The following is a 24090-nucleotide window of genomic DNA, read 5'->3' as shown; positions in this document are numbered from 1 at the left end:
GAACTGAAATGCGTAAAACGACCAATTGGGTGATGGGCACCCTCGCGGCGGGGATGCTGATGGCCAATTCGGCCGCGGCCGAGGACATCGCCTTCATTCCGAAACTTGTCGGGGTGGGCTACTTCACGTCGGGCGGCAAGGGCGCTGTCGACATGGGCAAGAAGCTCGGCGACAACGTCACCTATGACGGGCCGACCGAGCCCAGCGTCTCGGGGCAGGTTCAGTTCGTGAACAACTTCGTCAATCAGGGCTACAAGGCCGTGATCCTCGCCTCGGTCTCGCCCGACGGGCTCTGCCCGGCGCTAAAGCAGGCGATGGCGCGCGGCGTGCTGGTGATGACCTGGGATTCGGATGTGAACCCCGAATGCCGCTCCTATTACGTGAACCAGGGTACACCAGATCAGCTTGGTGGCATGCTCGTGGACATGGCGTCGGACGGCCTGAAGGGCAAGGACAAGGCGAAGGTCGCCTTCTTCTATTCCTCGCCCACCGTGACCGACCAGAATGCCTGGGTCGCGGCCGCTAAGGCTAAGATCGCCAAGGAGCATCCCGGCTGGGAGATCGTGACCACGCAATACGGCTATAACGACGCGCAGAAATCGCTTCAGACCGCCGAGGGTATCCTCAGCGCCTATCCCGATCTCGACGCGATCATCGCGCCCGATGCGAACGCGCTTCCGGCCGCGGCCCAGGCCGCCGAGAATCTCGACAAGGCGGGCAAGGTGACGATCGTGGGCTTCTCGACGCCCAACGTGATGCGCCCCTATGTGAAGCGCGGGACGGTTGCGCGCTTCGGTCTGTGGGACGTGACCCAGCAGGGTGCGATCTCGGTCGCTGTGGCCGATCATGTGCTCAAGGACGGGCCGCTGAAGGTGGGTGACACGATGAAGGTGCCGGGCATCGGCGATGTGACAGTCTCGCCGAACTCGGTTCAGGGCTACAAGTATGAGGCCAAGGATAACGGCATCATCTTGCTGCCCGAGCGCACGGTTTTCACCAAAGATAATATCGACAACTTCGATTTCTGATCACCTGTGATGCCATCTGGCGAGGGCGCGGCGACGTGCCCTCGCGAATTCGTTGAAAAGGAGCCGCCGATGCAATCGCGCTGGAATGACGCCGAAGCCCGCAAATTCGCCGAGGCCGCCGAAGCGGCGGGCCAGCCCGCCGCGCTGGGGCTGCGCGTCTACAGCTCGCGCCTGATCGGACAGGATCCGGATCTGGTGCTGCACGGCGGTGGCAATACCTCGGTCAAGATCTCCGACGCGCCGGGTGGGGCGGTCATCCATGTGAAGGGCTCGGGCTGGGATCTCGGCGATATCGAAGCGCCCGGCCTTCCGGCGATGCGGTTGGAGCCGTTGCTGGAGACCCGCGCGATCCCGCATATGTCCGACGAGGATATGGTCGCTTTCCTGCGCGGTCATCTTTTGGATTCGCGCGCGCCGACCCCCTCGGTGGAGGCCCTGCTGCACGCCTATATGCCGCAGGCTTTCGTCGATCACAGCCATGCCACGGCAATCCTCGCGCTTGCCGATCAGGAGGACATGGACGGAGTGGTAGGCGACCTCTATCGCGGTCGGGTCGGGTTCGTGCCCTATGTCATGCCCGGTTACGCGTTGAGCCATGCCTGCAAGGAGGCGCTTGCCCGCGATCCGACGGTGGAGGGGCTGTGGCTCGAGAAACACGGGCTGGTCACCTTCGCCGAGAGCGCCCGTGGAAGCTACGAGTTGACGCTTGAGTTCGTCACAACGGCGGAAGAATTTCTGGCGGCCAAAGGTATCGCGGTGGAGGCGCCACAGGCCAACGACACCGAGGCGCCGCACGACTTGGCTGCCTCTCTGACCAGCGCGCTCGCTGGGCAGGGCGCGCTTGGGAAGGCGCCCGCGGTCGATTTCCGCTCTACGCCTGCGATCCGGCGCTATCTCGAATGCGAGAACCTCTACGAATTGGCGATGCGAGGCACCGCAACCCCGGACCATGTGATCCGGATCAAACCGTTCCCGCTGCTCCTCGAGGCTCGCGACGATGCCGCTGAGATCGAGCGGAAGTTGGCGGAGTATGCCGACCGCTATCAGGCCTATTTCGTGCGCAACGCCCCCCACGCCTCCGAACCGAAAACCATGCTCGATCCCGCGCCCCGCGCGGTGCTCGTGCCCGGGGTGGGGCTTTTTGGCGTGGGCGTGAGTGAAAAAGCGGCGCGTATCGCTGGCGACCTGCTTGAGCAAACGGCGCGCATCGTGAATGCAGCGGAAGAGTTCGGGCGGTTCTCGCCGATTTCGGAGAACGAGCTTTTCGATATGGAATATTGGTCGCTCGAACAGGCGAAGCTGAAGAAATGAAGGGGAGCGTGATCGCTCGAACAAGCGACTATGATGGGTAAGGTGCGTGAAACTGATGGGCGCTAGTCGTAGGCGTCCGTGCGTGGAGACGGCCCCTTGCGGTCATTCATTCCGGTGCGAACTCCGCACTGAATTTTCCGCATGGTGGTCGTTCGTGATGTCAGCGAGCGTAGTGAACAAGTCCATGCCGAAATCAGCGTCGAGCAGCATGACCGCAAAGTCCTCGCTCGCCGCATCTGGCCATCAGTCGCAAGGACAAGCGGCGAACGCGGATGCATCACTCATGCATGAGACGGGGCCTGATCGACATCCTGGTCGGTGACGCCGGTGCACGGACTTGAGCTTCAGAAAAACGGTGGGATTTCGTCAACCGGTACGAGAATGTCGCTGCGGCCGCGAACATAGTCCTTCGTGCCGCATCCCATGTAAAATCAGCAGCAAGAGACCGGAGCGACCACATTTATCCTGATCGCCGTCGCGGCGCCCTGGAAGCGTGCAAATCACGAGGGCGCGTTCAACCGGACCGAAACCGGCCAGTCGGAGCAGAGAGGCGGCCACCCCCCTCAACTGCGCTGCGGGCTCGCGGCGCGACGGCTTACCAGCGCGAGCGATGCGCCCCAGATCAGCGTCAATGCAAGGACGAAGCCGATCACCGTCGCGGCGCCGCCATGGTCCATCGCGAGCCCGCCGATCGTGCCGCCGACGAAGATGCCGATGAATTGCGAGCTGGAATAGAGGCCGGAGGCGGTGCCCTTGGCCGAGGCGGGTGCGGCCTTGGTGAGCGCGGAGGGCAGGAGCGCCTCGAGCACGGTGAAGGCGGTGAAGAAGATCACGAGCGCCGCCACGACCCCGATCGCGTTATTCCCCAGCACCAGCAGGATCAGCTCGCTCAGGCCGATCAGCGCCACCGAGATCAGGCGGATCTGGTTCATACGGCCATGTTTCTCGGCGATGATGACGAAGGGCACCATCAAACCTGCCGCCGCCACCAGAACCGGGAGGTAGAGCACCCATGCGCTCCCGCCGCCGAGGCCCAGCGTCCGGGAGACGATCATCGGCACGGCTAGGAACAGCGCGGTCATCGTTGCGTGCAGGGTGAAGATCGCGAAATCGAGTTCCAGGAGGCGCGGATCGGTGATCAGCTCGCGCAGGCTCGCGCGGGCGATGCCGATCCCGGCCTCGTGCGTCTCGCGGGTCGGGATCACGAAGGAGGCGATCACGATGCCCACCAGCGCGAGGCCCGCCGTCAGCCAGAAGATGCCCGAGAGCCCGGCGAAGACCGCGACGAGCGGCCCGAGGATCACCGCAACCATGAAGGAAAAGCCGATCGAGACGCCGACGATCGCCATCGCCCGGGTGCGCGTCTCGGAGCGGGTGACATCGGCGACCGAGGCCAGCAGCACCGATCCGATCGCGCCGGCCCCCTGCAGCGCCCGTCCGACGATCACGCCGGTGATCGTATGCGACATCGCGGCGGTCACGCTGCCGAGGCAGAAGAGCGCCAGCCCCGCGATGACAAGAGTGCGCCGGCCGAGCCGGTCCGAGAGAAGCCCGAACGGGATCTGCAGCAGCCCCTGCGTCAGGCCATAGGCGCCAAGCGCAAGGCCGATCGTGGTCGCGGTGGCCCCGGTCAGCCCGTCAGCGTAATGCGCGAAGACCGGATAGATCATGAACAGGCCCAGAAGTCGGGTCATGTAGATCGCGGCGATCGACGCGGTGGCGCGGAATTCGCCCTGCGTCAGGCTGGTCTCGTTCTTCTGGCGGCTCATGCTTCCTCCCTCGGTCGGATGTCCGGCGTTTGGTGGGTCTCATCAACTCTTTGACCCCTCGCTCGCCGAGGGTGAAGGGGCAGAGGGGTAAACATCCTTGTGATCGTCTGAGGAGGAAAGCCCGGTTTCTGCCCGTTCCGGAGGCTCGGAAGGGGCTCCGTTTCGCCCTCCGCTCTCCGTCTCGTGTCGCGGCAGATGGCGGACGTGGGCTGGAGGTCGGCGTCCGGCCGGATGGATTGCCGGGGCAGGGGGCAGGGCGGAGCCATGGACGCGCCTGCCCGCGGATGTGCGAGCCATCGCGGCTGTCCTCGGCCCGCCGCGATGGTATGCGGAAGCGACGGCGCTCAGCCAGCCGCCCAGCTCAACAGATGGTTCCGCCGCACGAGCGAGGTTTCCGACAAAAGGCCGTCGAGCCCGAAGACCCGCCCGGCCCTGGCGACGATCACCAGCAGCAGCACCAGCGCATAGACGATGTGCTCGTCGAGCAGGAAGTTGTTGGTATTGCTGATATAGGGGAAGTCCATATGGGCCATCCAGTAAAGGATCATCAGCCCGATGCCCGCGCTCGCGCCGATGCGGGTGAAGAACCCGAGCAGCAGCGACAGACCGATCGCGAAATGCCCCCATTCGACAAGGAAGGAGACGATCGGCCCCGTCACCGGCCCGGTAAACTCGGCGAAGAGCCAGTGAAAGGTTTTCGTATGTTCGAGGAACCCCGTCGCGCTCCAGCCCGGTACGGTGATCTGGTGCGAGGCGGCATAGAGGAAGACCCACGCCATCGACAGGCGCAGGAGAACGATGACCGTGCGTTCGGCCTTGATATTCGTGTCGCGCATTTGCCTCTCCCGAGAAAGCTTGGAATGCGCAGATTGAGGGACGCTTTTCGCGGCCGTTCTCTGACCTGAATCAAGGCGCGGTGGGCGCATCTGGGGCGCGGCGGTCGAAATAACGGTGTTGTGAAAAGACGTTAGCCGCGGGTGATGAGGTCGCGCGATAGGAGGCGGCGCCCGCGAGGCGGACGCCGCAAGCGGGATCAGGCCCGGGTCAGGTCGCCTTCGACAGGCGTGATCGGCTTCGCCGCGCCGCGACTGGCGAGGAAGGCCGGGCGCGGTTTCGAGGCGGCGAAGGGCGCCACCGGCTGGTTCGAGATCGCGTTATAGACGAAGAACGCGTTCGACCGCGGGAAGGGCGTCACATTGCCGTTCGAGGCATGCAGCGTGTTGCACTCGAAGAAGATCACGGTCCCGGCAGGGCCGGTCGCCGTGTCCAGCCCGGCCTCGGCGGCGAGCTTCTCGAGCTGCGCCTTCGAGGGCACGCCGATCTCCTGCATCTTGAGGCTGGTCTCGTGATTGGCGTCAGGCGTCTCGCCCTGACAGGCGACGAACTGCTTGTGGGTGCCGGGGATCAGCATCAGCGGCCCGTTGAGCGCGCTGTTGTCCGTGAGCAGGACGGAGGCCGAGACCGCGCGCATCCGCGGCATCCCGTCCTCGGCGTGCCAGGTCTCGAAATCCGAATGCCAGTAGAACTCCTTGCCGGTGAAGCCCGGTTTGTAGTTCAGGCGGCTCTGGTGGAGGTAGACCTCGTCGCCCAGCAGGAAGCGCGCGACATCCACGAGGCGCGTATCCGCGGCGAGGCGCACGAAGAGGTCGCTGTGCTCGTCGAGGCGGAAGATCGTGCGCACCGCGTCGGATTTGGGTTCGGTCACGAGATCCTCGGCCCGGATGCGCTGGCCGTTCGCGCGCAGCTCGGCGGAGGTCTCGATCAGCTTGCGTACCTCGTCCGGGCTGAAGAGGTCGCGCCGGATCAGGTACCCCTTCTCTTCGTAATGGCGCGCGTCCTCACGCGAGATCGGCGCCGACTCGTCCCAGTCCTTCCACAGAACGGGATCCTTGCGTTCGAGAACGCGCTCGGCGTCCTTCAGTCTTGTCGGATAGTCGTCCACGTCAGCGAATTCGGCATTCGGTGTCGTGATATTCATCGGGAATCCTCCTCTAAATCGATGATTTTTCGGAAGCGCGGGAGAGGTAACAATTTTGAGCATGAATGGCCACCCCGGCTCTCCCGGCCGTTACAGGGGGCGAACGCGGCCTCGCGGCGACATGTTCCTTGCTGTCTGTGTTCGGGGCACAATCGCGCGCTTCCCTCGGCTCGACCGGCGCAGTAATCGGGAGGTCGGAGGTGCGACATGCGGGTATTCATCAACGGGTTCGGGCGGATCGGACGGTCGGTACTGCGGGCATGGGCGCAGGCGCCTGATGCGTGGCCCGGGCTCGCGATCGTCGGCATCAACGATATCGAGGCGCCGGAGATGCTCGCCTATCTCTTCGAATATGACAGCGTCTTCGGTCCCTGGAAGGGCTCGGTCGCCTTCGAGGACGGCGCGCTCGTGATCGACGGGCGGCGCGTCGCACTCCACCGGGCGGAGGACATCTCGGGCCTCGATCTGTCGGGTGTCGATCTGGTGATGGAATGCACCGGCCGGGCAGAGACGCCCGAGATCGCCGGGCAGGGGCTCGCGGCGGGCGCGCGCCGGGTGCTGATTTCGGGGCCCTCCGGGGCGGCCGAGGCGACGATCGTGCTGGGGGCGAACGAAGACAGCCTCGGCGCACAGCGGGTCGTCTCGAATGCGAGCTGCACCACCAATGCGCTCGCCCCGCTCGCGCGGCTGCTCGACCGCGAATTCGGCATTGTCACCGGTTCGATGACGACGGTCCATTGCTATACCGGCAGCCAGCCCACCGTGGACAAGCCGCGCGGGCCGATGGAGCGCTCGCGCGCCGCCGCGCTCTCGATGGTGCCGACGACCACCTCGGCGGGGACGTTGATGGAGGCCGTTTTGCCGGGGCTCGCAGGGCGGCTCGTCGCGCAGGCGGTGCGGGTGCCCACGGCCTCTGTCTCGGCGGTCGATCTGGCGGTGACGGTCGCCCGGCCCGCCTCGGTCGAAGCGGTGAACGCGGTATTGCGCGAGGCAGGCGGCGTGATCGGCATCACCGAGAAGCCGCTCGTGTCGACCGATCTGCGCGCGCGGCCCGAAAGCGTTGTGATGGCGCTGCCCGAGACGCGGGCGACCGCGCATGGGCTGATCCGGGTCTTCGGCTGGTATGACAATGAATGGGGCTTTTCCAACCGGATGCTGGATATGGCGCTGCGGATGGGTTGAGGCGCTCGACGCTTCGTCGCTCCCATGAAAAAGCCCCGCACAAGGCGGGGCTTCGTCATTTCGGGTTCGGGGCCTGCCTTAGCGGCGGTCGCCCATGAACTGCAGCAGGAACATGAACAGGTTCAGGAAGTCCAGGTAGAGCTGCAGCGCGCCGATGATGGCGGCCTTGCCGATGAAGTCCCGGTCCCCGCCCGCAGCCATCTGCAGGTAGGTGTTCTTGATGTTCTGCGTGTCATAGGCGGTCAGGCCCGCGAAGATCAGCACGCCGATCACCGAGATCGCGAAGGCCATCGCCGAAGAGGCGAGGAAGATGTTCACGATCGAGGCGACGATCAGGCCGATCAGGCCCATCATCAGGAACGAGCCCATGGCGCTCAGGTTGCGCTTCGTCGTGTAGCCGTAAAGCGACAGCCCCGCGAAGGAGATCGCGGTCACGAGGAAGGTCTGCGCGATCGACACGCCTGTATAGGCGGCGAAGATGAAGCTGATCGACAGCCCCATGAGCGCGGCATAGACGAAGAACACGATCTGCGCGGTCGAGGTCGACATCTTGTTGATCATCGCGCCGAAGGCGAAGACGATCGCCAGAGGCGCAAGCATCACGACCCATTTCAGCCCCGAGCCGAAGATCGCAGCCACCAGAGCCGGGTTCGTCCCCACGCCGAAAGCCACGGCGCCCGTCACCAGCATCGCCAGCGACATCAGCCCGTAGACCTTGTTCATATGCGCGCGAAGACCCTCGTCAATCGCAGCCTGACGCGTGCCCGCATGGGGCGTCCGCATCGTTTCGAAATCAGCCATCAGCACCTCCAAATTTCGTCCCGGCGGTCCCTCGCGCCGGTTTCGGAACCGATATTGGCAGAGCGAGACCGGAATTCAAGATTTCGTCGGCACGGAAAACGCACTGTTTCACACAGGTTTCACGCGGCGCGATCAGAAAATCGCGCCGGGGAGAGGTTCGGCCTCGTCCCCGATCTCGATCACCAGCTTGCCGGTGGAGCGCCGCGCGCGCAGATCCTCGAGCGCATCCGCGACCTTTTCGAGCGGGTAGGTTCCCCCGATATGCGGCCGCAGCCCGCCTTGCGCGAACCAGTCGAAAAGCTGGCGCATCGAGCCGGTGAGAACCTCGGGGTCGAGTTTCAGATAGCCGCCCCAATAGAGGCCGTGGATTGCGATGTTCTTCACCAGGGCGTGGTTGAGGGGCAGGTCGGGAATGGCGCCGCTGGCGAAGCCGATCGCCAGATAGCGCCCGCCGGGCTTGAGGGCGCGGAAGGCGGCTTCGCCTGCAGCGCCTCCGATCGCGTCATAGATGACGTCGGCCCCGCCGAGCGCCTTCAGCGCGGCTTTGAGATCCGGGGTTTCGCTGTCGAGCACGTCATCTGCGCCCGCCGCTTGCGCGGTCTCGAGCTTGGCCGCGCCGCGCGCGCAGGCGATCACCCGCGCGCCCATCCGCTTGCCGATCTCGACCGCGGCGAGACCGACCCCGCCCGCGGCGCCGAGCACCACCAGAGTCTCGCCCGGTTTCAGCCCGGCGCGCGCCTCGAGCGCGACATGGCCGGTCCCGTAGGCGATCTGGAAGGCGGCGGCCTGTGCGAAGCTCATCGCCTCGGGCATCGCGGTGCACCGGCTCTCGGGGAAGTTTCCGGCCTCGGCCAGCCCGCCCTGGCCCGAGAAGACCGCGACCCGCGTTCCCACTGCAAAACGTGTGCCCGGGCCCGTGGCGCTCACCACGCCGGCCAGTTCCATGCCGAGGGTGAAGGGCGTCTGAGGCGTGTCCTGATACTTCCCCTCGATCATCAGCAGATCGGCGAAGTTGAGCCCGCAGGCCCGGATCGCGACCTGAACCTCGCCCGGGCCGGGGGCGGGCAGGGGGATGTCGGTGATTTCGGGGGTGGTCTCGCGGGTCGCTTGTCTGAAGGCGCGCATGAAGGCTCCGTTCTGGCATGTGCTGCGGCACGGGAGATGCACCGCTAATCTCTCTCCATAGCCGTGATACAGGGGTGGCTTTTCCGCGGCCAGTGGAACGTGCCGGCACCAGACCGGGCCGATACAGCCTCCGGTTCTGGCGATTTTCGACGAATCACCCTCCGGTGGTTCGCCTTCGCGTCATGAAAATGTCAGGGTAAGGTAATCCGCAATCGGCCTCGCAAATTGCGAAACACGCAGAGCGCGAGTTTCCCGGAGATTGCCCTTTTGGACAGTTTCTTAACGATAAGCGCGGAAATGCCTGTCTTTTTAGACAGGTTTGAATTTTCGCCCGGAGCGTCACACTCAGCGCATGGTAGTTTTCGAGTTGAAATTCGCTTCGAGGGGTTGAAGATGAAACATCCTGTGGATGTGCATGTGGGAAAGAGAATTCGGCATCGGCGCTGGATGATCGGCATGACGCAACAACAACTGGCCGATCAGGTCGGAATTAAATTTCAGCAAATTCAGAAATACGAAACGGGCATGAACCGGGTTTCCGCGTCGCGCCTCTGGGATATCGCGGACGCGCTCGACGTGGGGATCTCCTTCTTCTTCGAGGGGCTCTCCGAAGAAAGCGTCGCCGAGACCGAGGTGGCCGGCGATATTCTGTCCGACAAGGAGGCTCTGGCCCTGGTGCGGTCGTATTACGCGATCCCCGAGGCACAGCGCAGACGTCTGTTCGAGCTCGCCAAGGTACTCTCCGACGCAGCTTGAGACAGTCGGGCCCAGCCTTCGCTCCGTGGTGGGGGCGGATCGTTGGCTTGACCTGATAGAGGGGGGCGGTTACCGCTCCCCTTGTCTTTTGGGGCCGCGGGTCCCGGTCAACCAGTGGAGCCCGCGATGTCCGTCCTCACCTCCCGCGACGAAACCGACCTGATGACGCTCGCCTTCGAGCTGGCGGATCTGGCGCGGACCGAGACGCTCGCGCGGTTCCGGCCCGAAGGCGGGATCGGGGCGGACAACAAGCTCGCCTCCGGGTTCGACCCGGTGACGGAGGCGGACCGCGCTGCCGAGGCGGCGATCCGCGAGAGGCTCGGGAAACTGCGCCCGCAGGACGGCATCCACGGCGAGGAGTTCGGCGTCACCCGCGGCACCAGCGGCCTGACCTGGGTGCTCGACCCGATCGACGGCACCCGCGGTTTCATGTCGGGCACGCCGACCTGGGGCGTGCTGGTGGCCCTGTGCGAGGAAACCCCCGACGGGCCCGGCGCGCCGCTACTGGGGGTCATCGACCAGCCCTATATCGGCGAGCGTTTCTCGGGCGGCTTCGGGCGCGCCGAGGTGGAGGGGCCGCAGGGGCGGAGCATCTTGCGGACGCGCGATCCGCGCGCCCTCTCCGACGCCGTTCTCTTCACCACCTTTCCCGAAGTCGGCACGCCCGAAGAGGGCGCGGCCTTCGCGCGTCTGGCGCGCGAGGTGCGCCTGACCCGCTACGGGATGGATTGCTACGCCTATGCACTCGTGGCGGCGGGGCAGATCGATCTGGTGGTCGAGGCGGGGCTGCAGGCCTATGACGTGGCCGCCCCGATCGCGGTGATCGAGGCGGCGGGCGGCATCGTCACCGACTGGCAGGGGCGTCCGGCCCATCGCGGCGGGCAGGTCATCGCGGCGGCCAATCGCGAGATCCACGAAGCGGCGCTCGCTCATCTGGCGGGCTGAGGGGGCTCTGCCCCTCCGTCGCCGGACGGCGACAGTTACCTGCCAGAGAGGGGGCTCTGCCCCCTCTTCGCATGCGCGAATTCACCCCCGGGGTATTTCTGTCTAGGTGAAGGGGGCCGGCGGTTCGGGCCCGTCAGTCCTTGCGCTTGCGGAAGATCTTCTCGCGCCCGATCCGGTCGAGCAGCTCGCGCGGGGCCTCGGTGCCGAAATGCGGGCGGTGCGACAGATCGGGCAGGCGATCCGAGATCTCGCGCCGGAGGTCTTCGGGCAGACGCGAAAGCGTGGCCTCGCAGACCATCAGGCTCTCGACCGGAATGCCCTCGGCGTAGATGATCTCATGGTGGTCGAAGACGAGCGCGCAATATTCGACGAAACCGCCCTCGCGGCGCCAGACATGGTCGTCATCGACGAGATGCTTGGCCTGCACGAGGATCTCCGAGGTCTCGCCCAGCCGCTCCGCGCCGCGCCGGTAGAGAAAGACCCGGTGATGGGGCGAGATCACCAGATCGCTGTCATTGCCCAGAACGCCGGCCGAGATCACGACCGGGGCGAAGCTGCCCGCCGCGCGCATCGTCGCCTTCGCCACGAGGCTCACCGGTTGCGGGCCGCTGTCGCGGGTCAGGACCCGGTCTCCGGGGCGGAGCTGCTCGATCGGCACCTGCGCGCCGCTTGCGAGGGTGATCCGCGTGCCGGTGGTGAAGGCGACGCAGAGCAGATCCGCCAGCCGGACCTCGCCGGGATCGTCGCTCACCTCGAGCAGCGTATATTCCAGGCGTGGCACCAGCGGCGAGAGGGGGAGCACGAAGAAGGCGGCGCTCGGATCGTGCCGGATCAGGAGCAGATCGACCGCGTCGCCATCGGGCGTCATCATCAGGTGGCGCGCGGCGAGGCGGAGCGGGTCGCCGGGAGAGCCGATCTCAGAGCCTTGCGCGACGTGCGGCGGGCCGCCGTCCTGCGCGAGCGCGAGCCGTCTCGGGACCGCCTCGCGCGGGAGCCTGTAGACATCGCCCGGTTCGCAGAACTCGCCCGGGCCGAGCCCGTCGCCCTGATTGGCGCCGGAGGTGACCCGGAAATCCGCGGCCGCGAAGACATGGACGGATTGGCTCGGACCGGACACGCGCTCTCCCTGTGCCCGTGCGGGCGTCATGCCTGAAAGGCTTCGTTCCCGCTTACCGCCGCCCGGTCGCCGGGGTCAAGCGTGCTGTGCATGTGCATCAGCGCGCTTGCCGCGCGCGCCCGGCGGGTTATTGTGCGGCAAGCCGGGACGGGACCGGAAAAGCTTGAGAGGAGAGAGCGATGGATCTGGGGATCAGGGGCAAGCGTGCGATCGTCTGCGCGGGGTCGAAGGGGCTGGGGCGCGGATGTGCCATGGCGCTGGCCGAGGCCGGGGTCGATCTGATCCTGAATGCGCGCGGCGCCGATGCGCTGGCGGCGGCGGCCAATGATATCGCGGCGGCGACCGGGGTCTCGGTTACGCCGGTGGCGGCCGATATCACCACCGCCGAGGGGCGCGCGGCGGTGCTCGATGCGGCGGGCGAGGTCGACATCCTCGTCAACAATGCGGGCGGACCGCCGCCCGGCATGTGGTCGGACTGGTCGCGCGAGGATTTCATCGCCGCGCTCGATGCCAACATGCTCGCCCCGATCGCGATGATGCAGGCGGTGCTGCCGGGCATGATCGACCGTGGCTGGGGCCGGGTCGTCAACATCACCTCGCAATCGGTGCGCGCGCCGATCGCCACGCTGGGCCTGTCGAACTCGGCGCGGATGGGGCTCACCGGCTTCGTCGCGGGCACGGCGCGGCAGGTCGCGCCGAACGGGGTGAACATCAACAACCTGCTGCCCGGGATCCATGCCACCGACCGGGCGGAGTCGCTCGATGCGCGCATGGCGCAATCCGAGGGGATCTCGGTCGAGGAAGCACGCGCGCGCCGGTCGGCGACGATCCCGGCGCGGCGCTACGGCAGCTCGGAGGAGTTCGGGGCGATGTGCGCCTTCCTGTGCTCCACCCATGCGGGCTTCATCGTGGGGCAGAACATCCTGCTCGACGGGGGCGCGTGCAACATCTCGGTCTGAGCGCGGCTTGCATGGTGGGCGGCGGGCTGCTATCCCCGCCCACCATGCCCGACCATTTTGATCGAGATTTCTCCGCATGAGTTCGACACCCCTTTCCCCGCGCCTCGAAGTGCAGAACCTGCGGCGCGTCTTCGACGGGCAGGCGGTGGTCGAGGATGTCTCCTTTTCCATTCCCGCCGGGCAGGTGACCTGCCTTCTGGGGCCCTCGGGCTGCGGCAAGTCCACCACGCTGCGGCTGATCGCGGGTGTGGATCGGCCGGATGCGGGACGGATCTGCGTCGATGGCATGCCGATCTGCGACGAGACCAGCTACGTGCCGCCCGAACGACGCGCGATCGGGCTGATGTTTCAGGATTTCGCGCTTTTTCCGCATCTGAGCGTGGCCGAGAACGTGGCCTTCGGCCTCAAGGGCGGCGGCGCGAATACCCGCGCGCGGGTCGGGGAATTGCTCGAGAAGGTTCATCTTTCGCGCCATGCGCAAAGCTATCCGCATGCGCTCTCGGGCGGCGAGCAGCAGCGCGTGGCTCTGGCACGGGCGCTTGCGCCGCGGCCGCGGATCCTGCTCATGGACGAGCCGTTTTCCGGCCTCGACGAGCGGCTGCGCGACGGCATCCGCGACGAGACGCTGGGACTTCTGAAGGACGAGGGCACGGCGGTTCTTCTGGTCACGCACGAGCCGCATGAGGCGATGCGGATGGCCGACGAGATCCTGCTGATGCGCGCGGGCCGGATCGTGCAGCGCGGCGCGCCCTACAACCTCTACAACGCCCCGGTCGATCGTGCGGCGGCGGCTTTCTTCTCGGATATCAACGTGTTGAAGGGCCGGGTGAGGGGGGCGCTCACCCCCACGCCCTTCGGCGATTTCCTGACCCCCGGCCATCCCGACGGGACCGAGATCGACATCGTGATCCGGCCCCAGCATCTCAAGATCGATTTCGACCGGGCCGGGCGGGGGCCGAACCCGACGGCGCAGGACGGCACGCCGGCGCGCGGCATCGTGGAACGGGCGCGGTTTCTGGGCCGCGAGAGCCTTGTCGAGTTCCGGATGGAGGTCGACGGCTCGGTCCTGCGCGCGAGCGTGCCGAATGTCTTCCTGCCCAAACCGGGCACGCCGATGTGGCTGATGATCCGCCGCGATCGCTGTTTCGTCTTTCCCGCGACGGGACGGGCTTAAGCCTTTCTCAACCCGCCATGCGCTAGCCTCCCTTCGATGCCCCGCAAGGAGAGGGGCGAACGGTGGGGGATGCAAACAGTGCTTTCGAATTTCGGGGTGCCCGATCGCAGTGACAGCTACCGGCTGATCGTCTTCGTGATGGTCGCCATCATCGTACTCGGGACGGCGCATAACTTTTTCATTTCCAGCCAGACGGGGGCGCCCGCGTTGCACCCGCTCTCGGCGATCGGGTATCTGAGCGTCGCGATCAGCCTGCTCGTCCAGCCTCTCAGGCCGCTGGCTCCGCAATACTCGTTGCGGGTCATGCAACTGGTCGTGATCACTATCATGGCGCAGCGCTTGCTCGAGGCGGGAATTTCCACCTGGCCGCGCGTGGTCACCTCGGATCTCGTCCTGTCGCTCAACGAACGCTACCAATTCAACGGCCAGCTATCGGTTAAGACCGCGGCGAGCCTTCTCTTCCTGCATGTGGCGCTTTTCACTGCGCCCAACCATTTCAATCTCGCGATGCTCTTTTTCTACGGGGCGATCTGCGTCGCGCTCTTCGCGCTATATCAATTCGGTTTCGGCGTGTTCGTGCTGGATTCGAATTTCTCGATCGCGTCGCTCGGCGCGCTCTACTTCGCGATCGCGGGGGTCGGTCGGTTCTTTCACAAGAACAAGTATCTGCGCGCCCTGTTCTCGCGCAGGGCGCATGGCGCGGGGTTCCGTGCGCTGACCCTTGCTGCGGTTCTCGTGCCCTTCGGCGGCGGGGTTCTCTTCGTCAAGGCCCAGCCCGCGCCAGCCGAGAGCCTTTTCGAGCTGCAACTCCTGCTTTCCTTCTTCAGTGCGCTTCTCGTCGGGGTCATTCTTCTCATGGGGCGGCAGATCAATGCCGATGCGCGCGAGCTCGAATGTGCCGCAACGCGCGACCCGCTTACCGGGGCGCTGAGCCGGCCCGGTCTCTACTCCCGGCTGCCGGAGGCGGGCAAGATCGGCGGGGCGGTCCTCGTCGATGTCGATCATTTCAGGGTCATCAACGATCGCTTCGGCTATGCGAAAGGGGATGAGATCCTCGCCCGTCTCGGCGAGAACCTGCAATCGATCCTGTCGCGGGGCGAGTTGCTCGCACGCTGGGGCGGGGAGGAGTTCCTGATCCTGACGCCCGACGGGCGCGAGAAATCGCTCTCGCGGCTCGCGACGCTGATCCATCGCGCGGTCGCGGCGCATCCGCCGCTTGCGATCGACGCGCTCCGATTTCGGGTGACTGTGTCGATCGGCTACGCCGCGGTCGAGGATGACGACGAGGGCGAGGGCGATATCCACCGCGCCATCGGCCGCGCGGATGCGGCTCTGTTTGCCGCCAAGCGCTTCGGACGCAACAGGACATGCGCGGCGCAGGAGGCGGCGCAGATCCGGCGCGCGACGCTGGAAGAGCTCGTGGCCTGAGCGCGGCGGCGCGCCGGAAAGGATCGGGGGATCGCTGTTTCACCGCCCGGGGTCAAAGCCGAAGTGCGACGGTCGCGCCGATCTCCGCCAAGTTGGCCGTCAGTCCTGGCGACGCGCGGAGCGCCCGCCGCGACGCTTGCGCAATCGCGGCGCGCGGTCTGGCAGGTCTGCCATCACCGCGCGGCGCTCCTCGGGGCTCAGCCGCGACCAGGTGCCGATCTCCTCGAGCGTGCGCAGGCAGCCCACGCAGATCCGCTCCTCGGGGTGGATCTGGCAGATCTTGATGCAGGGGCTCTCGATCTCGTCGCGGGACCAGATGTCGTCGCTCATGCCGCCCCCAGATAGCGCAGCCGGTCGAGCGCGCCTTGCAGGATGATGCCCGCGGCGACATGGTCGATCGCCTCGGCGCGCTTCTTGCGCGACATGTCCGCCTCGAGCATCGCGCGCTCGGCGGCCACGGTCGAGAGGCGTTCGTCCCAGAAAGTGATCGGCAGATCGGTCAGCTTCTCGAGATTGCGCGCAAAGGCCCGGGTCGACTGGCAGCGCGGGCCCTCGGTGCCGTCCATGTTCTTCGGCAGGCCGAGGATCAGCCCTTTCAGCTCGCGCTCCGCCGCGATGGCCAGGAGCGCTTCGGCATCGGCGCCGAATTTCGTCCGCTTGATCGTCCGCAGCGGGGTCGCGACCGAGCGCAGGCCGTCGGACACCGCCACCCCGATCGTCTTCGTCCCCAGGTCGAGCCCCGCGATCGCCCCCATGCGCGGCAGGGTCTCGGCGAAGACCTCGATCGTGTCGCAAATCATTGCGCCACACCCGCCTGTTGCGCGGCCAGTTGAACCTGGGCGAGCGCATCGGGATTGTCGGCAAGCGCCTGCTGCGCCTCGCCCCAGGCTTCCTTCGCCCGCTCGGTCTCGCCCAGCGTCGCAAGCGAGGTGATCAGGCGGGCCCATTCCGCGGGCGTGCCGCCTTCGGTGGTCAGCCGGTCGAAGAGGCCGTCGACCATGCCCTGGATCATCTGCTGGCGCTGCTCGGGCGTCATCGAGGCGGCATCCTGCATCTGCTGCGCGCTCGGGCCGGGCAGCCCCGCCTCCGGACCGGCCCCGGCACCCGGCGCCGCCCCCGCATCTTCGAGTGCCTTGCCCGCAGGGGCCGCATGGGCGGCTTCGATCCTGGCCAGATCGGCCGGGCGCGCGGCGAACTTGCCCTTCGCCTCGGCATAGACCGCATCGGCCCGGTCGAGCTCGCCGATCATCCGCAGCGAAGAGATCAGGCGCGCCCATTCCTCCGCCGTGCCGCCCTGCTGCGCGAGCCGGTCATTGAGCTTGTCGACCATGCCGCGGATCATCTGCTGGCGCGCCTCGGGCGACATGTCGGACGCGGCCGCGATATCGGCCTGGCTCGGGCCAGCCCCCCGCGGCATCGGCGGCGTGTAGTCGTTCTCCCCGGCCAGCCAGGCCAGTTCGTTGATATTCTGCTCGATGAGCGGCACCCAGGGGTCGCTCTGCTCGGAATTGCGCAGCAGGCCGTCCCAGATCCGGAACGCCCGGTCGCCGCGCCCGTTCTGCGCCATCATCAGCCCGACATAGTAGAGCGAGAGCCCGTTCTTCGGGTCCTTCTTGAGTGCGGTCGCGAGCACCTTCTCGGCCTCGGGCGAGATCAGCCCGCCCGCCGCCACGATCATCAGCTCGCCCTGTTGCGCGTAATCGGCGGCGGTGGCCGCGTCGCCCTTCACCGCGATGAGGCGCTGCTGCGCCTTCCAGGCCGCGTCGAAATTGCCGATCACCGCCTCGTTGCGCGCGAGCAGTTCGAGCCCTTTCGGATCGTCGGGGTTCTTTGCGACAGCCGCGCGCAGCCGCTCGAGCAGCGCTGCATATTGCGGATCGACCTTGGGCGTCTCGAGCTGGCGCTCCTTGGCGGTCTTCTCGGCCTCGGCCTGCGAGGGGCGGGTGTCGTAGAGCTTGTTTGCTTCGGCCATGCGCTGCGCGATCGGCTTATCCTGATAGCCCTCCGCGCCCATCCGCAGATAGAGCCCAACCGCGCCGCCGAACAGCACGATCCCGGCCGCGATCAGTGCCATCGTGGCGCCCTTCGGGGCCCGCGCGAGATCCGATCCGGCCTGCGCCTTGCGATCGGCCTCGAGCATCCGCCGCGAAATCTCGAGCTTCGCCCGCGCGCCTTCCTCGGCCGAGACCACGCCGCGCTCGATATCGCGCTCCAGATCCTTGAGCTGGTCGCGATAGACCTGCACGTCATAGGCCGCGGCCGGCGCCATGTCGTCCTGCGCATGGCCGCGCAGCAGTGCGAGCGCGAAAAGCAGCGCAATGACCGCGACGAGTGCGGCGGCGATGATCCAGAACAGCATGGCGTCTCCTCTTCCTTCGCCTCCCATTTAGGCGAGTTGCGCGCATGCCGAAAGGGTCTTGCGGCGCGATGCCGCGCGATCACCGAGCGCCATGTCGCTTTTTTCCCTGCGATGCCGCATCGAGGGGGCTTTCGTCCGGGCGCGCGGTCCATCACAAAGACCAGGGAGTCGGACGAGGCAGCCCGGAGGCGCGGACATGAAACGCTATTCTATCTTTGCCGTCGCGCGCGAGGCTATGCGCTACCATGCGGGCTGGGAGCGCGCATGGCGCTCGCCCACGCCGAAGAAGCGCTACAAGGTCATCGTCGTGGGGGCGGGCGGGCATGGCCTCGCCACCGCCTATTACCTCGGCAAGGTCCATGGGATCCGCGACGTGGCGGTGATCGAGAAGGGCTGGCTGGGCGGCGGCAATACCGGCCGCAACACCACGATCATCCGCTCGAACTACCTGCAGGACCCATCGGCCGCGATCTACGAGAAGGCCCGCGCGCTCTACGAGGGTCTCAGCCAGGACCTGAATTACAACGTGATGTTCAGCCCGCGGGGCCTGTTGATGCTCGGCCAGACCGAGCACGAGGTGCGCGGCTACAAACGCACGGTCCACGCCAACCGGCTGCAGGGAATCGCCACCGAATGGATCGGGCCCGAGCGGGTCAAGGAACTCGTGCCGATCATCAATATCGCCGGGCCGCGCTATCCCGTCCTCGGTGCGCTCTACCAGGCGCGCGGCGGCACGGCGCGGCATGACGCGGTGGCCTGGGGCTATGCGCGGGCCTGTTCCGCGATGGGGATGGACATCATCCAGAAATGCGAGGTCACCGGCATCCGCACCGAGGGCGGCAAGGTTCAGGGGGTCTCGACCACGCAGGGCGAGATCGACTGCGAACAGCTCGCCGTGGTCGTCGCCGGTCATAGTTCCGTGATGGCCGAGATGGCGGGCTTCCGGCTGCCGATCGAGAGCGTGGCGCTGCAGGCCTGGGTCTCCGAGCCCATCAAGCCCTGCATGGACGTGGTCGTGATGGCGAACACCGTGCATGGCTACATGTCGCAATCCGACAAGGGCGAGATGGTGATCGGCGGCGGCACGGACGGGTTCAACAACTACACCCAGCGGGGCTCGTGGCACCATGTGGAGGAAACCACCCGCGCACTGGTCGAGACCTTCCCGATCATCTCGCGGCTCAAGATGCTGCGCCAATGGGGCGGGATCGTGGACATGACCGGAGACCGCTCGCCGATCCTGTCGAAAACCCCCGTCGAGGGCATCTTCGTCAATTGCGGCTGGGGCACGGGCGGGTTCAAGTCGATCCCCGGCTCGGGCTATGCGATGGCCGAACTGATGGCGCGCGGCCATTCGCCGCTGGCCGCGGAATTCGGCCTCGAGAGGTTCCGCGAAGGCCGCTTCATCGACGAAAGCGTGGCGGCGGGAGTGGCGCATTGATGGACGGAAAGAATGTTAAGAACATGCCTTCAGAAGCCGAACAAAGAGTGCTTCTTCGGCTGCCGAAGATAGCACTATCGCTTACATGCACGGCAGTTCTTATTGTCGGTTTTCTCTTGAGCTATCTGAGTGCAGTGCAGAGCGCTTTTGAGAAATCGGGAAGCTTCGTCATTGGCGTTGTTCTGGTTTTCTATTTCGTTCTTGAGAAGATGGAGTTTCGGACGGGCGTTCCGTCCAACTTTTTTACGGCGGCTGGGCATGTATATGCGCGCTCTGAAATGGCCCTCACAATCACCCTTTGGACTGTCGTAGGGACACTCGTCTCCGCTTTCGGAAGCTGGCTTGTTACCTTTTTGACGAAGGGTGGTATCTAATGCTAACGCTCGTCTATCCCCCTCGCGATAGTGCGCCTGCCGCAGCCGAATTCGCTCTCTTCCATCGAAAGCGTGGCGGCGGGAGTGGCGCATTGATGACACAGTCCCAGGCAGTTTTGCGTTTCGGGAACCGCCTTTGCGCCCGCCCCGTTTCCTGTCCGACGCAACAAATGAAGGACAGTAGAAAATGGCACAGTCGAACGGTCGTGGCGCCATGGGTTTCATCGTCGGCGCGCTCGTCGTCGTGGTGGCGGGGATTGTCTGGTACATCTATTCGGGCGGCGAGATGCCCGGACAGAACGACGCCGAAATCAAGATCGATCTTCCCGACGGCAACTGATCGCGGCGCCCGCATGGCGCGCCGCAAGGAGGGCGCGCCATGTTGAGCCTCACCTGTCCCTGCTGCGGTATCACCGCGGAGGAAACCGAATTTGCCCCCGGCGGCGAGGCGCATCTCAAGCGCTTCGGCCCGGGATCGAGCGATGAGGCGTTCGAGGGCTACCTCTTCGCCCGCAAGAACCCGAAAGGCGTGCATTTCGAGCGTTGGCGCCATGCCTATGGCTGCGGCAAGTGGTTTCTCGCCGCGCGCTGCACCGCGACGCTGGAGGTGTTCGGCACCTATCCCGCCCAGACCACACAACCGCCCGCCGAGCTGATCGCGAAGATCAAGGCGAAGCGTCCGGAATGGGAGGGCTGGGCATGAGCACCCGTCTGGCCAAGGGCGGTCGCCTGATCGACCGCGCGAAACCGCTCAACTTCACCTTCAACGGCAAGCCGATGCGCGGCTTTGCGGGCGATACGCTGGCCTCGGCGCTCTTGGGCGCGGGACAGGTGATGGTGGGGCGCAGCTTCAAATATCACCGCCCGCGCGGGATCGTGGCGAGCGGGGCCGAGGAACCCAACGCCCTCGTCGGCCTGGGCCGCAATGCCCGCTTCGAGCCCGATCAGCGCACCACCACGACCGAGCTGTTCGAAGGCGCCGAGACGCGCAGCCAGAACCACTGGCCGAGCCTCGATTTCGACATCGGCGAGATCAATGACAGGCTCTACAAGTTCTTCCCCGCGGGGTTTTACTACAAGACCTTCATGGCCCCGCGCGCGGCGTGGAAGCATCTCTTCGAACCGATCATCCGCAAATCCGCAGGCCTCGGCGGGGTACCGAAAGAGGCCGATCCCGACCGCTACGAACAGGCCTATGCCCATTGCGACGTTCTCGTTGCAGGTGGCGGCGTCGCGGGACTGGCGGCGGCCTTGCGCGAAGGGCGCGCGGGCAAGCGGGTCTGGCTGGTCGAGCAGAGCGCGCATTGGGGCGGGCGCACCCCGGTCGATGACGGCCAGATCGACGGGGTGGAGGCCGAGGACTGGATCGCCGCGGCGCTCGAGGAGCTCGAAAGCCTCGCGAATGTGACGATGCGGACCCGGTTCATGGCGGCCGGTCTTTACGACCACGGCTATGTCATCGGCTATGAAAGCGTCGCCGATGCCACCCCCGGAGATGGCCGTCCGCGTCACCGGCTGTGGCGCATCCGCGCGGGCCTCACGATCACCGCGACCGGCGCGATCGAGCGCCCGCTGGCCTTCGCGGGCAATGATGTGCCCGGCGTGATGCTGGCCTCGGCGGTGCGCGATTACATCGTGAACTGGGCGGTCTCGCCCGGCGACCGGACGGTGATCGTGACCAATAACGACGACGCCTATCGCACCGCGCTGGCGCTTCTCGACGCGGGGCTGACCGTGCCCACGATCGTCGATGCGCGCGAAGAAACCCACGGAGCGCTGCCGCAAGAGGTCAAGGCGCGCGGCGTGCGCGTGCTCGAAGGGCGCGGCATCGCGCGAGTGCTCGGCCGCTCCCGCGTCACCGGCGTCGAGATCTGCGCGCAGGCGGGCGAGGGCGGCGCGGTCGAGACGATCGCGTGCGATTGCGTCGCGATGTCGGGCGGCTGGTCGCCGGTCGTGCATCTGTGGTCCCATTGCGGCGGTAAGCTGATCTGGGACGAGCCGCGCGCGATGTTCCGGCCCGATCCCTCCCGCCCGCCGACCGGCGCGGACGGGGCGGCGATGGCGACTGTGGCGGGCGCCGCGAATGGCGATCTGACCCTGGCCGAGACGATGGCCGGCTTCGGTATCGGCGCCTGCTCGCATGACGAGGCCGCGCTCGCCCCGGTCTGGATGATGCCCGCAGGGGCAACGGACGCGCTGCGCTATAAGGCCTTCCTCGATTTTCAGAATGACGTGAAGGTCTCGGATGTGCAGCTTGCCGCGCGCGAGGGCTACACATCGGTCGAACATACCAAGCGCTACACCACGCTCGGGATGGCGACGGATCAGGGGAAACTGAGCAATATCAACGGTCTCGCGGTGCTCTCGGACGCGTTGGGTCAGCCGATCCCGGCGACCGGCACCACGACCTTCCGCCCGCCCTATACCCCGATCAGCCTCGGTGCGATCACCGGCGAGGCCAGGGGCGATCTGTTCCAGCCGCTGCGCCGCACCCCGATCCAGTCCTGGCACGAGGCGCAGGGCGCGCATTGGGAGCCGGTCGGCCATTGGCGCAGGCCCTATTGCTACCCGCGCAAGGGCGAAAGCCACAGCGATGCGGTGGGTCGCGAGATCACCAATACGCGCAAGAATGTCGGGATGCTCGATGCCTCGACGCTGGGAAAGATCGTCGTGAAGGGGCCCGATGCCGGGCGCTTCCTCGACATGCTCTATACCAACATGATGTCGACCCTGCCGGTGGGCAAATGCCGCTACGGGCTGATGTGCAACGAGAACGGCTTCCTGATGGATGACGGGGTCGTGGCGCGTCTTTCCGAGGATATGTGGCTGTGCCACACCACCAGCGGAGGGGCGGATCGCATCCACGGCTGGATGGAAGACTGGCTGCAATGCGAATGGTGGGACTGGAAGGTCTATGTGGCCAACCTCACCGAGCAATTTGCCCAGATCGCCGTGGTCGGCCCGAAAGCGCGCGCGTTGCTCGAACGCTTGGGCGGCATGGACGTGTCGAAAGAGGCGCTGCCCTTCATGCACTGGGCCGAAGGCAAGCTTGGCGATTTCGACGCCCGCATCTTCCGGATCTCCTTCTCTGGCGAGCTGAGCTACGAGATCGCCGTGCCGGCGTCGCAGGGCCTCGCGCTCTGGGAGACGTTGATGGCCGAAGGCGAGGCGCTTGGCGTGATGCCCTACGGCACCGAGGCGCTCCATGTGATGCGCGCCGAGAAGGGGTTCATCATGATCGGCGACGAGACCGACGGCACGGTGATCCCGCAGGATCTGGGCCTGAGCTGGGCGATCTCGAAGAAGAAGGCCGACTTCCTGGGCAAACGCGCGCAGGAGCGGTCCCACATGACCGACCCGAACCGCTGGAAGCTGGTGGGGCTCGAAACGCTTGATGGCTCGGTGATCCCCGATGGCTCCCATGCGCCCGCCGAGGGCTACAATGCAAACGGCCAGCGCAACACCCAGGGCCGCGTGACCTCGACCTATTACTCGCCCACGATCGGCAAGGGGATCGCATTGGGGCTGGTGCTGAACGGCCCCGACCGAATGGGCGAGGTGATCGAGTTCACCGGCGAGGGCGAGACCCAGATCAAGGCGCGGATCGTCGAGACGTGCTTCTACGACAAGGAGGGGGAGAAGCAGGATGTCTGAACCCGTCAGCGCCCTTCAGGGCAAGTCGCATCAGGGTTTCGTCACTGTCGCCGAGGCCGGGCCGACCGGCATGATCACGATCCGCGGCGATCTCGCGGGCAAGCCCTTGGCCAGGGCGCTCAAGGCGCAGGGCCTGCCCGTGCCGGAAGCTCGCAGGATCGAGCAGGTGGCGGGCCGCTCCATCGCGTGGATGAACCCGGACGAGCTTCTGCTGATCTGCGCCCATGACGCGGCACCGGATCTGACCGCGACACTCGCGCAGGCGCTGGCGGGCGAGCATGCGCTTGTCGCGAATGTCTCGGATGCCCGCGCGCTGTTCACGATCCGCGGCGGGAAGGCCGATCAGGTGGTGATGAAGCTCTCGCCCGCCGATATCGCGAGCCTTCCGATGGGCGAGATCCGCCGCACCCGCATCGCACAGGTGGCCGGCTCCTTCTGGCGTTCGGGCCCCGAAGAGATCACGCTGATCTCCTTCCGCTCGGTCGCGGGCTATGTGATGGGGCTGCTCGAGGTCTCCGCGCGGCCCGGCTCCGAGCTGTTCTGAGCGGAAGGGGGCGCTGCCCCCTCGGCGCCATCGCGCCTCACCCCCGGGATATTTTGGGGCATTTGGAAGCACGAAGGTCTTTTCCGAGCGTCTCGCGACGCAGGCGGGGACGCCGAAGACCGAGCCTTGGGATGGCCCGGCTTGC

At 66.2% G+C, this 24090-nt stretch carries 23 protein-coding genes; 14 read left to right on the top strand and 9 right to left on the bottom strand.

Annotated features, from left to right (window positions below; genetic code table 11):
• Nucleotides 1–8: 8 nt before the first annotated feature.
• Both lsrB and DW2_RS16215 read left to right on the top strand, forming a co-directional pair.
• The gene (gene lsrB, locus DW2_RS16220; protein WP_038148171.1) at nt 9–1028 is read left to right on the top strand and encodes an autoinducer 2 ABC transporter substrate-binding protein LsrB; all 1020 of its coding nucleotides are present in this window, start codon (nt 9–11) and stop codon (nt 1026–1028) included.
• Nucleotides 1029–1097: 69 nt separating this feature from the next.
• Nucleotides 1098–2339, top strand: coding sequence for a class II aldolase/adducin family protein (locus DW2_RS16215; protein WP_038148169.1), 1242 nt, complete (start codon nt 1098–1100; stop codon nt 2337–2339).
• Between the two features lie 563 nt (nt 2340–2902).
• Here DW2_RS16215 and DW2_RS16210 read toward each other — a convergent pair.
• The 3 genes from DW2_RS16210 to thpD all read right to left on the bottom strand — a co-directional run bounded on the left by DW2_RS16210 (nt 2903) and on the right by thpD (nt 6086).
• Nucleotides 2903–4108, bottom strand: coding sequence for an MFS transporter (locus DW2_RS16210; RefSeq protein ID WP_051856270.1), 1206 nt, complete (start codon nt 4106–4108; stop codon nt 2903–2905).
• A 344-nt stretch (nt 4109–4452) separates the two neighbouring features.
• A complete protein-coding gene (locus tag DW2_RS16205; RefSeq protein ID WP_038148167.1) occupies nt 4453–4944 on the bottom strand; it encodes a DoxX family protein in 492 nt (163 codons plus the stop codon).
• A gap of 197 nt (nt 4945–5141) precedes the next feature.
• Complete coding sequence (thpD, locus tag DW2_RS16200; RefSeq protein ID WP_038148165.1) at nt 5142–6086, bottom strand: ectoine hydroxylase; 945 nt, start codon at nt 6084–6086, stop codon at nt 5142–5144.
• A 207-nt stretch (nt 6087–6293) separates the two neighbouring features.
• On the opposite strand from thpD, the gene DW2_RS16195 reads away from it, so the two are divergent.
• Nucleotides 6294–7268, top strand: a complete 975-nt coding sequence (locus DW2_RS16195; protein ID WP_038148164.1) for a type I glyceraldehyde-3-phosphate dehydrogenase — start codon at nt 6294–6296, stop codon at nt 7266–7268.
• A gap of 78 nt (nt 7269–7346) precedes the next feature.
• Here DW2_RS16195 and DW2_RS16190 read toward each other — a convergent pair whose 3' ends face one another.
• Both DW2_RS16190 and DW2_RS16185 read right to left on the bottom strand, forming a co-directional pair.
• Nucleotides 7347–8069, bottom strand: coding sequence for a Bax inhibitor-1/YccA family protein (locus tag DW2_RS16190; protein WP_038148162.1), 723 nt, complete (start codon nt 8067–8069; stop codon nt 7347–7349).
• A 132-nt stretch (nt 8070–8201) separates the two neighbouring features.
• Nucleotides 8202–9194, bottom strand: coding sequence for an NADPH:quinone oxidoreductase family protein (locus tag DW2_RS16185; RefSeq protein WP_051856267.1), 993 nt, complete (start codon nt 9192–9194; stop codon nt 8202–8204).
• Between the two features lie 393 nt (nt 9195–9587).
• On the opposite strand from DW2_RS16185, the gene DW2_RS16180 reads away from it, so the two are divergent.
• Together DW2_RS16180 and DW2_RS16175 are read left to right on the top strand one after the other, a co-directional pair.
• Complete coding sequence (locus tag DW2_RS16180) at nt 9588–9950, top strand: helix-turn-helix domain-containing protein (protein ID WP_038148160.1); 363 nt, start codon at nt 9588–9590, stop codon at nt 9948–9950.
• 126 nt (nt 9951–10076) lie between these two features.
• Nucleotides 10077–10895 (top strand): inositol monophosphatase family protein, encoded by an 819-nt coding sequence (locus DW2_RS16175; protein WP_038148159.1) that lies wholly within the window; start codon nt 10077–10079, stop codon nt 10893–10895.
• Nucleotides 10896–11028: 133 nt separating this feature from the next.
• Here the strand turns inward: DW2_RS16175 and DW2_RS16170 are convergent, their stop codons facing one another.
• Nucleotides 11029–12012: a Hint domain-containing protein gene (locus tag DW2_RS16170; protein WP_038148157.1), complete on the bottom strand. Its 984-nt coding sequence runs from the start codon at nt 12010–12012 to the stop codon at nt 11029–11031.
• A 179-nt stretch (nt 12013–12191) separates the two neighbouring features.
• Between DW2_RS16170 and DW2_RS16165 the strand changes: the two genes are divergently transcribed.
• The 3 genes from DW2_RS16165 to DW2_RS19170 all read left to right on the top strand — a co-directional run bounded on the left by DW2_RS16165 (nt 12192) and on the right by DW2_RS19170 (nt 15573).
• Entirely contained in the window at nt 12192–12971 is a 780-nt protein-coding gene (locus tag DW2_RS16165; protein WP_038148156.1) for an SDR family oxidoreductase, read from the top strand.
• 76 nt (nt 12972–13047) lie between these two features.
• On the top strand, nt 13048–14145 hold the full coding sequence (locus DW2_RS16160; RefSeq protein ID WP_038148155.1) for an ABC transporter ATP-binding protein: 1098 nt from the start codon (nt 13048–13050) through the stop codon (nt 14143–14145).
• A gap of 69 nt (nt 14146–14214) precedes the next feature.
• Nucleotides 14215–15573 carry a GGDEF domain-containing protein gene (locus DW2_RS19170; protein WP_051856264.1) on the top strand — a complete coding sequence of 453 codons (1359 nt, stop codon included), beginning with the start codon at nt 14215–14217 and terminating at the stop codon, nt 15571–15573.
• Between the two features lie 99 nt (nt 15574–15672).
• On the opposite strand, the gene DW2_RS16150 is transcribed toward DW2_RS19170, so the two are convergent.
• Genes DW2_RS16150 through ccmI form a run of 3 tightly spaced genes read right to left on the bottom strand, consistent with a single transcriptional unit; the run spans nt 15673 to nt 17932 of the window.
• Entirely contained in the window at nt 15673–15903 is a 231-nt protein-coding gene (locus tag DW2_RS16150) for a DUF1289 domain-containing protein (protein WP_038148154.1), read from the bottom strand.
• Nucleotides 15900–16373: a Holliday junction resolvase RuvX gene (gene ruvX, locus DW2_RS16145; protein WP_038148153.1), complete on the bottom strand. Its 474-nt coding sequence runs from the start codon at nt 16371–16373 to the stop codon at nt 15900–15902. The genes DW2_RS16150 and ruvX overlap by 4 nt, the downstream gene beginning before the upstream one ends.
• Nucleotides 16370–17932 carry a c-type cytochrome biogenesis protein CcmI gene (ccmI, locus tag DW2_RS16140; protein WP_202900127.1) on the bottom strand — a complete coding sequence of 521 codons (1563 nt, stop codon included), beginning with the start codon at nt 17930–17932 and terminating at the stop codon, nt 16370–16372. The genes ruvX and ccmI overlap by 4 nt, the downstream gene beginning before the upstream one ends.
• A gap of 196 nt (nt 17933–18128) precedes the next feature.
• On the opposite strand from ccmI, the gene DW2_RS16135 reads away from it, so the two are divergent.
• The 6 genes from DW2_RS16135 to DW2_RS16115 all read left to right on the top strand — a co-directional run bounded on the left by DW2_RS16135 (nt 18129) and on the right by DW2_RS16115 (nt 23945).
• On the top strand, nt 18129–19373 hold the full coding sequence (locus tag DW2_RS16135; protein WP_038148151.1) for a sarcosine oxidase subunit beta family protein: 1245 nt from the start codon (nt 18129–18131) through the stop codon (nt 19371–19373).
• Complete coding sequence (locus tag DW2_RS16130) at nt 19373–19747, top strand: hypothetical protein (RefSeq protein WP_038148149.1); 375 nt, start codon at nt 19373–19375, stop codon at nt 19745–19747. Before DW2_RS16135 ends, DW2_RS16130 begins: the two co-directional genes overlap by 1 nt.
• 187 nt (nt 19748–19934) lie before the next feature.
• Nucleotides 19935–20087, top strand: a complete 153-nt coding sequence (locus DW2_RS19860) for a hypothetical protein (RefSeq protein ID WP_156102998.1) — start codon at nt 19935–19937, stop codon at nt 20085–20087.
• 39 nt (nt 20088–20126) lie between these two features.
• Nucleotides 20127–20450, top strand: a complete 324-nt coding sequence (locus DW2_RS16125; protein ID WP_038148148.1) for a sarcosine oxidase subunit delta — start codon at nt 20127–20129, stop codon at nt 20448–20450.
• Nucleotides 20447–23401 carry a sarcosine oxidase subunit alpha family protein gene (locus DW2_RS16120; RefSeq protein WP_038148146.1) on the top strand — a complete coding sequence of 985 codons (2955 nt, stop codon included), beginning with the start codon at nt 20447–20449 and terminating at the stop codon, nt 23399–23401. The genes DW2_RS16125 and DW2_RS16120 overlap by 4 nt, the downstream gene beginning before the upstream one ends.
• Nucleotides 23394–23945, top strand: a complete 552-nt coding sequence (locus DW2_RS16115; protein ID WP_038148145.1) for a sarcosine oxidase subunit gamma — start codon at nt 23394–23396, stop codon at nt 23943–23945. Before DW2_RS16120 ends, DW2_RS16115 begins: the two co-directional genes overlap by 8 nt.
• Nucleotides 23946–24090 lie beyond the last annotated feature (145 nt).

Source organism: Thioclava atlantica, assembly GCF_000737065.1.
Taxonomy (GTDB): Bacteria; Pseudomonadota; Alphaproteobacteria; order Rhodobacterales; family Rhodobacteraceae; genus Thioclava; species Thioclava atlantica.
This window is presented reverse-complemented; position numbering and strand designations above follow the sequence as displayed.

Bases quoted from the DNA above. Each gene is read 5' to 3' on its own strand.
- lsrB (WP_038148171.1), top strand. From the start codon at position 9: ATGCGTAAAACGACCAATTGGGTGATGGGCACCCTCGCGGCGGGGATG.
- DW2_RS16215 (WP_038148169.1), top strand. From the start codon at position 1,098: ATGCAATCGCGCTGGAATGACGCCGAAGCCCGCAAATTCGCCGAGGCC.
- DW2_RS16210 (WP_051856270.1), bottom strand. From the start codon at position 4,108: ATGAGCCGCCAGAAGAACGAGACCAGCCTGACGCAGGGCGAATTCCGC.
- DW2_RS16205 (WP_038148167.1), bottom strand. From the start codon at position 4,944: ATGCGCGACACGAATATCAAGGCCGAACGCACGGTCATCGTTCTCCTG.
- thpD (WP_038148165.1), bottom strand. From the start codon at position 6,086: ATGAATATCACGACACCGAATGCCGAATTCGCTGACGTGGACGACTAT.
- DW2_RS16195 (WP_038148164.1), top strand. From the start codon at position 6,294: ATGCGGGTATTCATCAACGGGTTCGGGCGGATCGGACGGTCGGTACTG.
- DW2_RS16190 (WP_038148162.1), bottom strand. From the start codon at position 8,069: ATGGCTGATTTCGAAACGATGCGGACGCCCCATGCGGGCACGCGTCAG.
- DW2_RS16185 (WP_051856267.1), bottom strand. From the start codon at position 9,194: ATGCGCGCCTTCAGACAAGCGACCCGCGAGACCACCCCCGAAATCACC.
- DW2_RS16180 (WP_038148160.1), top strand. From the start codon at position 9,588: ATGAAACATCCTGTGGATGTGCATGTGGGAAAGAGAATTCGGCATCGG.
- DW2_RS16175 (WP_038148159.1), top strand. From the start codon at position 10,077: ATGTCCGTCCTCACCTCCCGCGACGAAACCGACCTGATGACGCTCGCC.
- DW2_RS16165 (WP_038148156.1), top strand. From the start codon at position 12,192: ATGGATCTGGGGATCAGGGGCAAGCGTGCGATCGTCTGCGCGGGGTCG.
- DW2_RS16160 (WP_038148155.1), top strand. From the start codon at position 13,048: ATGAGTTCGACACCCCTTTCCCCGCGCCTCGAAGTGCAGAACCTGCGG.
- DW2_RS19170 (WP_051856264.1), top strand. From the start codon at position 14,215: ATGCAAACAGTGCTTTCGAATTTCGGGGTGCCCGATCGCAGTGACAGC.
- DW2_RS16150 (WP_038148154.1), bottom strand. From the start codon at position 15,903: ATGAGCGACGACATCTGGTCCCGCGACGAGATCGAGAGCCCCTGCATC.
- ruvX (WP_038148153.1), bottom strand. From the start codon at position 16,373: ATGATTTGCGACACGATCGAGGTCTTCGCCGAGACCCTGCCGCGCATG.
- ccmI (WP_202900127.1), bottom strand. From the start codon at position 17,932: ATGCTGTTCTGGATCATCGCCGCCGCACTCGTCGCGGTCATTGCGCTG.
- DW2_RS16135 (WP_038148151.1), top strand. From the start codon at position 18,129: ATGAAACGCTATTCTATCTTTGCCGTCGCGCGCGAGGCTATGCGCTAC.
- DW2_RS16130 (WP_038148149.1), top strand. From the start codon at position 19,373: ATGGACGGAAAGAATGTTAAGAACATGCCTTCAGAAGCCGAACAAAGA.
- DW2_RS19860 (WP_156102998.1), top strand. From the start codon at position 19,935: ATGGCACAGTCGAACGGTCGTGGCGCCATGGGTTTCATCGTCGGCGCG.
- DW2_RS16125 (WP_038148148.1), top strand. From the start codon at position 20,127: ATGTTGAGCCTCACCTGTCCCTGCTGCGGTATCACCGCGGAGGAAACC.
- DW2_RS16120 (WP_038148146.1), top strand. From the start codon at position 20,447: ATGAGCACCCGTCTGGCCAAGGGCGGTCGCCTGATCGACCGCGCGAAA.
- DW2_RS16115 (WP_038148145.1), top strand. From the start codon at position 23,394: ATGTCTGAACCCGTCAGCGCCCTTCAGGGCAAGTCGCATCAGGGTTTC.